At 67.3% G+C, this 9363-nt stretch carries 10 protein-coding genes; all 10 read right to left on the reverse strand.

The genetic code is table 11. From position 1 onward, the window contains the following. Positions 1-196 precede the first annotated feature (196 nt). Positions 197-550, reverse strand: a complete 354-nt coding sequence (locus AX735_RS21045) for a flagellar biosynthetic protein FliO (protein ID WP_067512944.1) — start codon at positions 548-550, stop codon at positions 197-199. A 75-nt stretch (positions 551-625) separates the two neighbouring features. Beyond that, entirely contained in the window at positions 626-976 is a 351-nt protein-coding gene (fliN, locus tag AX735_RS21050) for a flagellar motor switch protein FliN (protein WP_066284455.1), read from the reverse strand. A 5-nt stretch (positions 977-981) separates the two neighbouring features. Then, positions 982-1911: a FliM/FliN family flagellar motor switch protein gene (locus tag AX735_RS21055; RefSeq protein WP_066284457.1), complete on the reverse strand. Its 930-nt coding sequence runs from the start codon at positions 1909-1911 to the stop codon at positions 982-984. A gap of 18 nt (positions 1912-1929) precedes the next feature. Continuing rightward, a complete protein-coding gene (locus tag AX735_RS21060) occupies positions 1930-2496 on the reverse strand; it encodes a flagellar basal body-associated FliL family protein (RefSeq protein WP_066284460.1) in 567 nt (188 codons plus the stop codon). A 39-nt stretch (positions 2497-2535) separates the two neighbouring features. Further along, the gene (locus tag AX735_RS21065; protein WP_082751238.1) at positions 2536-4947 is read right to left on the reverse strand and encodes a flagellar hook-length control protein FliK; all 2412 of its coding nucleotides are present in this window, start codon (positions 4945-4947) and stop codon (positions 2536-2538) included. Then, positions 4944-5369 (reverse strand): hypothetical protein, encoded by a 426-nt coding sequence (locus AX735_RS21070; protein WP_060979444.1) that lies wholly within the window; start codon positions 5367-5369, stop codon positions 4944-4946. The genes AX735_RS21065 and AX735_RS21070 overlap by 4 nt, the downstream gene beginning before the upstream one ends. Beyond that, on the reverse strand, positions 5366-6697 hold the full coding sequence (locus tag AX735_RS21075) for a FliI/YscN family ATPase (protein ID WP_137776088.1): 1332 nt from the start codon (positions 6695-6697) through the stop codon (positions 5366-5368). Before AX735_RS21075 ends, AX735_RS21070 begins: the two co-directional genes overlap by 4 nt. Further along, a complete protein-coding gene (locus AX735_RS21080; protein ID WP_066284467.1) occupies positions 6694-7374 on the reverse strand; it encodes a FliH/SctL family protein in 681 nt (226 codons plus the stop codon). The genes AX735_RS21075 and AX735_RS21080 overlap by 4 nt, the downstream gene beginning before the upstream one ends. Next, complete coding sequence (gene fliG / locus AX735_RS21085) at positions 7367-8398, reverse strand: flagellar motor switch protein FliG (protein WP_066284470.1); 1032 nt, start codon at positions 8396-8398, stop codon at positions 7367-7369. Before fliG ends, AX735_RS21080 begins: the two co-directional genes overlap by 8 nt. Before the next feature lie 13 nt (positions 8399-8411). Next, positions 8412-9363: flagellar M-ring protein FliF C-terminal domain-containing protein (locus tag AX735_RS21090; RefSeq protein WP_446471842.1), on the reverse strand; the 952-nt coding region annotated here is incomplete at its 5' end.

Here is a 9363-nt window from a genome sequence, read left to right on the forward strand (position 1 = left end):
GCGGCGGGTGTAGCCGGGGCCTGGGCCTGCTGGGCCATGGCGGGGGTAGAAATCAGGATTGCCAAGCTTGCCAGGATGACAGCGAGCTGACGCCCCCATCCGTTTGTCCCGAGCTTGTCGAGGGACGTAGGTGCACCGGTTCCGATCACGTCCCTCGACTTCGCTCGGGACAAACGGGTCATGGTCCGAAGAAAGCTCATGCGCCGCGCTCCCGCAGGGCGGCGAGCAGATCGCGATTATGTCCGGCCAGCGCCGCCGGGGGGAGGTTAGCGCTGGCCGGACCGGTTCCGGCATCCGCGCTGGCGATCGTGTCGATCCGCGCGCGCGTTACCGAAAGCAGGATTTTCTGTCCGGCAAACTCGACCACGGCGAGCTTGCCCGAAACGCCCATGCTGACCGTCTCGGTGACCTTGAGCTCGCGCTGCGGGCCGGCCATGTCGAGCCGGGCCATCATGCCGGGCTGGTATTTGCGGTAGAGCCAGAGGCTGCCATAGATCATGCCGCCCATCACCGGCAGCATGATCAGCAGTTTGATGATGTAATAAGTCATTCCGGTCCGCTTCCAATTCCCTGTGCCGTGCCGCCGGATGATCCGGCGCGGGCGACGGGGACTGGAGCAGTCCGGTCAGATGCGCCGTTCGACCCGTGCGTGGCCGACGTTCTTCGACACCACCTCGGCCACCCGGATTCCGAACCGGCCATCGATGGTCACGACTTCCCCTCTTGCAACCAGCGTGCCATTTACGTTGATGTCGAGAAGCTCATTGGCCTGGCGGTCGAGCTCGACCACCGATCCCTCGCAAAGCTCCATGATTTCGGCGAGGCGCAGCGAGGCGCTGCCCACCTCGACCGACAGGCGCACGGGGATGTCGGCCAGAAAGCGGTAATGATTTGCCGCCTCGTGCAATCCGTTGCCGCCCAGGTCGATCGCGTCTGCCGGTCCGTTCAGCATCGGGGCTTCGGTCATGTCGCTCATGGGGCTTATCCTCTTTCTATGGTTTCGATGCGGAACGCGGCCAGGCCGTTCTGTTCACCCAGGCTGCCGCGCGCGAAGATGCGGTCGCCGATGATCAGCGGCAGGTTGCGCGCCGGCGGAATGGGAATGATATCGCCGGGCTTCAGCTCGGCAAGCTGCGGCAGGGTGAGCACGGGCCGTGCCAGCACCGAGCGCGCGGGCAGCGTGACATGCGCCAGCGCCTTGGACATCTGGTCGCGCCAGGCCGGATCGGGCATCTGGTCGTCGGCAATGCCGGCGGGCGTCAGGCACTGTTCGGCCGCCTGAAGCCCGTCGAGCGGATAGACCAGCTCGAGTTCGTAGCGGATATTGTCGGGCAGCGTGATGCGGAAGCGCTGCACCACCATGCGCGCCAGCGGCGCGGCGATGCGCGCGCCATCGACCGTGGTCGAATGGCCTGCGGCATGGCAGGCGAAATTGCCAACCTCGTTCCACGATGCGCCCAGCCGCTCGCCGATCACGCGCGCGATGCGGCCGATCAGGCGGATGTCGGTCTGGGTGAATTCCTTCTTGGGCGACGCCATCTCGCGCGGTGCCCCGCCGAAGAACGCGTCGAGCATCGCCGAGACGAACACCGGCTCCATCTTCAGCAGCACGCGGCCCTGCATCGGCGCGAGCTGGAACTGGCTGATGCTGACCAGCTCGGCCTGGCGGTCGCACCAGACATCGAACTGGGTGAATTCGGCATCGGGGGCATCGACGCGCAGCTTGACCCCGGCAATCGGCTCGAGCGCATGGCGCAGGCCCGTGCAGAGCGATCGCGCAACCCGGCGCAGCACCGGCACGACCGTCTTCTGGTCGGCATCGGCCTTGGCAAAGCTGTGCTCGGCCAGGCGGCGCTCGCCAGCACCCGCGGTCATGCCCTCTGCGCCATCAAGAAGTTCGCTGCTGCTCATCGGATCAAAGGCCTTGGCTTACTGGACCACGAAGCTGGTGAAATAGACGTCCTCGACGCCGGCAAATCCGGTCTTGTCGACCAGGACGTCGTTGATCACCTTCTTGAGCTGGCCCTTGAGCTGCTCCTTGCCCTCGATCGTCTCGAGCTGGATCGGGTCGAAATCGCTGATCGCCAGCAGGATCGCCGAGCGGATCGCGATATTGTGCTCGGTCAGCGCGGCGGGAACCTTCTCGTCGAAATAGGTCGATACCGCGAGCGACATCTGCGCAAAGCCGCCGCCGCCGCGCAGATTGGCGGTGAACGGCTCCTCGATGGGCAGATAGGTGACCTTGAACTTGGCATCGAGATGGCTGCCGGAGGCGACCTGCTTGAGCCCGGCCGCCTTGGCCGACACGGTCGTGCCGTCTTTCAGCACCACCTTGGGCGCATTGGGGTCTTCATGCTCGCCGCCACCGATCATCCCGGCAGCGAAAAAGCCTGCAGCCGCGCCGCCACCGCCGAGCACCAGCACGGCGACAAGCGGAATGAGCAGCTTCTTGACCATGCCGCCCTTCTTCTTCGGTTCCTTTTCGGTTTCAGCCATTTCTCGGTTCCCTCAAGAGAATTTCATGCGTTAAAAAGTTCAGGCGTAGCGGACATTGCCGCGCGGACGGCGTGGTGCCGGGTTGGCATCAGACGTCTGGTCGGCGGACGGCTGGCGCTGCGCCGCGTCACGGGCAGAGGCGCTTTCGGCGCCCGACTGGCCGCGCTGCTGTTGCTGCTGCGCCGATCCGTTCTGCGTACCCGGCGATTGCTGGCGCAGTTCGACGGTCACTTCGGCATTGCGCTGGCCCTGGCTGCGCAGGTCCTGCTCGAGCCGATGCTGCGAACTGACCAGCGTGTCGCGGACCGCGTCATGCTCGGTGACGATGCGCACCTGATCGCGATCGGGTCCGGCGAGCATCTCGATATCGATACGGCCCAGATGCTCGGGCATGACCTGGATTTTCACCATCTGCCCGCCATCTGCCAGCTTGGCGATCTGGCTCTCGATCCCGGCGACGAAGCCCGCGTCGAAGGCCAGATTGTGCACCGGAAGCTGCGCCTGCGCGGCGGCCTGCGGCGCGACAGCACCGCTTGCCTGCTGGACCGGCGCGTTGACCGCGTTGAGCGCGGCAGCCCATGCGGGGGGCATGGCTTCCGTCACCGTCGGCGCGGCGGGCTCGGCCGCCAGGCTGGAGGTAGCGGACTCGATGGACATTTCGGCGCGTTCCATCATCGCCGAGCGGAGATCGGCGGATCGTGGCGTCGGTACGACAGCGTCGAGCGCGCGGCGCACAGGCGTGCTGGTTTGCGGACGCGATGCCTGCGGCTGAGCCGGGGCGGCCATGGCCATCGGAGCGGCCTGCGCGACGCGCGAGGCATCGGGCGCGGTCGCCGTCGGTACGGTCACTTGCGGCGCGGTCGGCTGCTGGCGCGGTTCGATGGGCGCAGCGGCATTGGGAAGCGGACGTGCGGTGGCAGGCGTGCCTGCTGCCAAGGGCTGGGCCGCAGCGGCGGGGGCGCCGTCACCTGCAGCAGGCGTCTCGCCGACCACCGGGGCGGCTTCGGCCACGGGCTGCGCTGCAACGGCCGCGACCGGCGCCTGAGCCACGACGGGCTGCGCGGCGGGCGGCGTCTCGAGCGACCGCGGTGCGATAGGAGCGGCGCCGGGCTCAGCGTGGCTCACCGGGGCGCTGACAGGTGCGCGATCGGTGACGGTGCGCTGGGGTGCGGCGGGAGAGGTTGCGGCGATGGCTGCCGGCTCGGCCGCCACCGGTGCGGCGGGCGCAGCCGCTGCAGTGGCGATCGGCTGGACGATCGGCGCATCGGGTCCATGGGATTGAACCGGTTCGACCGTTTCGCGCATGATTTTCGCCTTGCGCACATGCGGGGCTTGCTGCGTCGGATCAGGCCGGGCACCCGCAGACGCCACCGGCTCGGGCTGAGCGATGTCGGCGGACGGGGTGACGGGCGAAGCTTCTACGTTCGGCGCCACCAGGCTTGCAGCCAGTTGCGGCTGCGCGGCAATGGCAGGATCGACCATCGGCTGGGCCGACTGGATTTGCGGGCTGACGATCGCTGCCGCCTTATCGGCGGGCTGGAGCGGCGTTGCCGCGACCTGCGGTGCGGCTGCGGAATGCGCGACCGGCACGGCCTTTGGCTGATCTGCGACCTTGGGCGCGGCTGCATGACGCGGCGCTTCGAGCGAAGCGTCCGCAGCGATGCCGGTCGTTTCCAGATCGGTCACCGGCGCTTCAGGACGCGGCGCCGCCGGTGCGACAGCGATGACCGGGGCCTGCAACGGCATCGTTTCGCCAGCGACAGGCTTGTCGGCGCTTTCGCCATGCTCGCGCAGATGCACTGCGACGGGCGTGGCGGGTGCAGCAATATCCGCTCCGGTTTCGGCTTCGGCCTGGATTTGTGCCCGGATCGGCATCGGGGCATCGGCGCGGATGAGGTTCCTGAGATGGGGCACTTCCGACGCGTGCGGCAGCGGTTGCACCGTCAGTGCGGGTTGCGCACCGGTCTGTTCGGCCAGGGCTGCAGCCTCGGTGCCTTCCATGGGCAGTGTCACGGTGGGCGCGGTGTGCGGCAGGTCGTGCGCGCGCGGGGCCTGGGTGATGGTGGCAGCACCGCTCAGCGCCGCCTCGATCAGCTGCGAGGCGCTCGCCTCTTCGGGAACCGCGACGACGACCGGCGCTTGCAGTGCGACCGCCGGCCTGGTGGCCTCGGACAGCGTGACCCGAACAGGCTCGCCGGACGGTGGTGCCACCGGCGCGGCTTCGCCCAGGTCAGCGAGCGTTGTGGCAAAAGCGCCTTCGCCCGCCCCCTGCGCGACCGCGACGGGCGCAATCATGCCCGCAACGGATCCATCCGTTCCGGTCATCAGCGCCAGCTGGCTGGCAAAGGGGTTGGCGTCCAGGTTCATGCCCGGTTTAACAGCAGGAAGCGTGCCAATTGAAAGCGAAAGCAGCGACGACCCTGAAAGGGCCTGCATCATGTCCTGGCTCATTCCTCTGCCTCCTTGGGATATTTTCTCTTGAGCGGCAGGCGCGCGGCCTTGCGCTCGGCGGTCTCGTCCGCCGCCGCGATGGCCCTGCCCAGCAGCTTGGATGTGGTTTCACGGTCGATATAGGCGGCAGTGCGTTGCCGCTCTGCCTGGGCAAGCGCTTGCCGCGCCCGGCCGAGCGCGACATTGATCTCGCCATCGGCGCGGATCAGCCGCTGCGCGAGCTCGAGCTGCGCATGGAGTGCTGCGCCATTCTGGCAGTGCCCGGCATCGAATGCATTGTCGCGCAAGCGCTTCAGGCGCTCGGCATTGTTCAGCAGCACCGCCTCGTTGCGCTGCGCCGTGGCCGCCGCACCGATGGCGAGCTTGACCTGCGCCTCGCGGACCGCGTGCACGCGCTTCCAGGATTTGGGCTTCAGGCTCATGCGCCAAAGCTCTGCAGCAGTTCAGCGACGCTTTCGTCGAGATCGATCCGGTCGTGCGGCCCCTGGCGGATGAACGCCAGCAGATCGGGCCGGCGCGCCACCGCCTCGTCGATATTCGCGTCCGAACCCTCGCGATAGGCGCCCATCAGCAGCAGGTCGCGATTTTCCTCATAGGCCGACCAGATGCGGCGGAAATTCGCCATCGCGCGGCGATGCTCGTCGGAGATGATGTCGGTCGCGACGCGGCTCAGCGACTTGCCGATGTCGATCGCCGGGAAGATGCCCTGCTCGGCCATCGACCGCGACAGGATGATATGCCCGTCGACGATCGCGCGTGCGCCATCGACCACCGGGTCGTCGAGATCGTCGCCATCGGCGAGGACGGTGTAGAGCGCGGTGATCGATCCGCCGCTTTCCTTGTCATTGCCCGCGCGCTCGACCAGCTTGGGGATCAGCGCGAGTGCGGAAGGCGGATAGCCCTTCATCGTCGGCGGCTCGCCCAGCGCCAGGCCGATCTCGCGCTGCGCATGCGCGACGCGGGTGAGGCTGTCGATGATCAGCAGCACCTTCTTGCCCTGCTTGCGGAAATATTCGGCAATCGCGGTCGCGCGGAACGCGGCGCGCAGGCGCAGGATCGGGCTGTGATCCGCCGGGACCGCGACGGTCACGGTGCGCGACTTCATCGGGCCGGACATCTTGGTCTCGACGAAATCGCTGACCTCGCGGCCGCGTTCGCCGATCAGTCCGACGACGATCACGTCCGCCTCGGCAAAGCCGATGATCTGGCCGATCAGCACCGATTTGCCAACGCCCGAACCTGCCGCCACCGCGATGCGCTGGCCATGGCCTGCCGTCAGCAGCGCGTTGATCGCACGCACGCCAAGGTCAATGGTCTTGGTCACCCGGCCGCGGTTGAGCACATTTTCGCGCTTGCCAGCGAGCGGCCAGCGGTCGTGCGCGATGATCGGGCCGAGGCCATCGAGCGGCTCGCCCATCGGACCGATGATCCGGCCGAGCAAAGCATCGCCGACCACCGCCATGTTCGCCTGGGCGTCAGGCTCCACGCGCGCGCCGCTGCGCAGCGCGGCATCGCTTTCCAGCGGCACCATCATCGCGCGCGAACCGCGAAAACCCGCGATCTCGGCGCGGATGCGGCGGCCATCGGCGGCGCGCACCGACCCGCCATAGCCGATCGGATAATCGAAACCGGTGACTTCGAGCATGCCGCCCTCGTGCGCGACCAGGCGGCCGACGCGGCGCGGCCCTGCCTCGAGCGCGGCGATCTTGTCGGTGAACTGGCGAACCGCCTCTTCCTGTGCCGCGATCACTGGTCGCCCTCCAGATCGTCGATCAGGCCCTGCAGCGCATCGAGCATCGGCTGGGTGCCCTGCTCGATCCAGCCATCGGCATGGTTCAAGGAAACCGTACCCCGTCGGATCGACGGATCGGCGGTGAGCACCAGTCCGCATTCGGCATCGCCGAGCAGCTTGAGGTCATCGGGGTGGAGGTGCAGCGCGCTGCCGCGCATGTCGCGGGTGACGAGCGTGGCGAGCGAACGGCAATGCCTTTCGAGCACGGCAGCGTCGGGTTCGGCAAATCCGCTCGAGCGTTCGAGCATCTGCTTCATTGCATGCAGCAGCATCGCGCAAAGCCCCTGCGACAGCTGCGGGCGCAGCGCGGTGATCGCCTGGGCCAGGGCCTGGGTCGCAGCGTCGCTCGCCTGCATCTCGGCCTGGGCCTGGGCGATGCCGTCGGCAACGCCCTGCTCATAGGCCTGGACCAGCAGCTCGTCTTGCGACGGGCCGGTCTCGACCATCAGGTCGCCATCGAACCCGTCTTCCTCGCCGAAATCCATCGGCTCGGCATGAAGCTCGGCTTCGGCAAGGTCGGCCATCGACGAGAAGATCGGCGACGGACGGAAGGCGCTGGCGGCGGGCTGCATCTGCCAGACCGGCATGAACTGCGCCTCGCCGGTGGGCGTGATGGAGATCGGACGATCAGACATATTCGTCGCCGCCTCCGCCGATCACGATATCGCCGGCATCGGCCATGCGCTTGGCCACCTGGATGACCGCACGCTGTGCCTCGAGCACCTCGGACATCGGCATCGGGCCGCGATCGGCGATCTCGTCGGCGATCGACTGCGCCGCGCGGCTCGACATGCAGCCGAACATCTTGTCGCGCAGCTTGTCTTCGGCGCCCTTGAGCGCGGGGACCAGCAGCTTGGATTCGAGCCCGCGCACCAACGTGCCCAGATCCTTGGCATCAAGCCGGATAAGATCGGCAAAGACGAACATCTCGTCCTCGATCCGCCGGGCAATATCCTTGTCGCGCTTGGTCACCGCCTTGATGATGCGCTGGCTTTCGCGCTTGTTGATGATGTTCATGATCGCCGCCGCATCGGACGTGCCGCCCGAGGACGATGCGCCGCCACCGCTGCGCGGGGCTCCGGCCTGGTTGACCAGCAGCGCCTCGATCGTCTCGATCGCCTCGGGGCTCACCGGCCCCAGGGTGGCAAGGCGGAAGACGACATCCTCCTGCGCTTCGGGGGGCAGCAGCTGCAGCACATTGGCGGCGATTTCAGGCTTGAGGAACGACAGCACCACCGCCGCGATCTGCGGGTGTTCATGCTCGACCAGCAGCGCGATCTCGACCGGGTCCATCCACTTGAGCGCCTCGAGCCCGCCACCGGCCTTTTTCGGCGCGATCTTGGTCAGCATCGTTTCGGCACGGCGGTCGCCCAGCGCGCGCTTCAGCATGCCCTCGATCTGCTCTTCGGCCTTGTAGCCCAGCATCGTGCGGTTGCGCGCCTTGTCGATGAACATGTCGAGCACTTCGTTGATGTCCTCGGCACCGATATCGGCGACGGTGTACATCATCTCGCTGAGCTGGCGGACTTCCTCGGGCTCCAGCCGGGCGAGAATCTCGGCGGCCTGCTCTTCGGAGAACAGCAGCATCAGGATCGCTGCGGCCTGCTGGCCAGGGATCGGGCGCCGTGCGGGAGCGGCGGCACCGCCCTCTTCGGCCATGGTGTCGAGAACATCAGGCATTGGCAGGCTCCTTGCCAGCGTCGGCATTGCCCTTCAGCAGCTCGCGGACCACCAGAGTGGCGTGGTCGGGATTCTGCCGGACGAAATTCTGGATCAGCAGCGCGCGCTCCTGATAGGTCGAAGCGGCATTGATCATGTCGAGCGTGACCGGTTCGTTCTCCTTGGGAGTGCGGGCGGCTGCACCACCGCCATTGGCAGCGTCCTTGCCGTCGGTTCCGAGCGCCTGCGACAGCAGCTCGCCGGTTTCCGCCGCCTTGACCGCGTCTGCGGCAGCCTTTTCATCGGCCTTCTGGCGGGTGTAGCGCTTCAGCAGCGGGCGGCCGATGCCGAAGATCAGCGCCAGCGCCACCAGCAGCGCGGAAACGTTGCGAACCACCATGTTGAACCAGCTGGCTTCGTAGAACGGCTCCTCGACCTTGGTGACCGGCTCGAAATTGCGCGACGAGATCGCAACCTGGTCGCCGCGCGCGGTATCGAAGCCGATCGCGCCCTTGACCAGCGCCTCGATGGCCGCGATTTCCTGCGGGCTGCGCTCCTTGCCGCCCGGCAGGTTCTTGACCGCGACGGCGACCGAGATGCGGGTGACCTTGCCCGAAGGCTCCTTGGTCACCGCGATCTGGCGGCCCAGTTCGAAATTGCGGTTGGTCTGCTCGTTGCGCGTGGTCGGCGCACCGGGAGCGGCGGCTTCCGCGCCGGTCAGCTGGCCACCGGCCTGCGGCGTGACATTGGGATCGGCGGGAGGCTGGTTGGCCAGCGCGCCGGGGACGCCTACGGCAGGAGCAGGGCTGGTCTCGGTCGAGATCGACGTCTGCTCGCTCTTCACCCGCGCTTCATCGGCAGGGAAGCTTTCGGTGGTCGCCTGGCGCTCGGTCATGTTGATCTCGGTCGAGACCTCGGCAACGAAATTGCCGGCGCCCAGAACCGGGGTCAGCAGCGCGTTGAGC

The sequence above is a fragment of the Blastomonas sp. CCH1-A6 genome (assembly GCF_001556365.1).
GTDB classification, from domain to species: domain Bacteria; phylum Pseudomonadota; class Alphaproteobacteria; order Sphingomonadales; family Sphingomonadaceae; genus Blastomonas; species Blastomonas ursincola.

Bases quoted from the DNA above. Each gene is read 5' to 3' on its own strand.
- AX735_RS21065 (WP_082751238.1), bottom strand. From the start codon at position 4,947: ATGAGCCAGGACATGATGCAGGCCCTTTCAGGGTCGTCGCTGCTTTCG.
- fliN (WP_066284455.1), bottom strand. From the start codon at position 976: ATGAGCGACATGACCGAAGCCCCGATGCTGAACGGACCGGCAGACGCG.
- AX735_RS21070 (WP_060979444.1), bottom strand. From the start codon at position 5,369: ATGAGCCTGAAGCCCAAATCCTGGAAGCGCGTGCACGCGGTCCGCGAG.
- fliG (WP_066284470.1), bottom strand. From the start codon at position 8,398: ATGGCCGAAGAGGGCGGTGCCGCCGCTCCCGCACGGCGCCCGATCCCT.
- AX735_RS21045 (WP_067512944.1), bottom strand. From the start codon at position 550: ATGACTTATTACATCATCAAACTGCTGATCATGCTGCCGGTGATGGGC.
- AX735_RS21060 (WP_066284460.1), bottom strand. From the start codon at position 2,496: ATGGCTGAAACCGAAAAGGAACCGAAGAAGAAGGGCGGCATGGTCAAG.
- AX735_RS21080 (WP_066284467.1), bottom strand. From the start codon at position 7,374: ATGTCTGATCGTCCGATCTCCATCACGCCCACCGGCGAGGCGCAGTTC.
- AX735_RS21055 (WP_066284457.1), bottom strand. From the start codon at position 1,911: ATGAGCAGCAGCGAACTTCTTGATGGCGCAGAGGGCATGACCGCGGGT.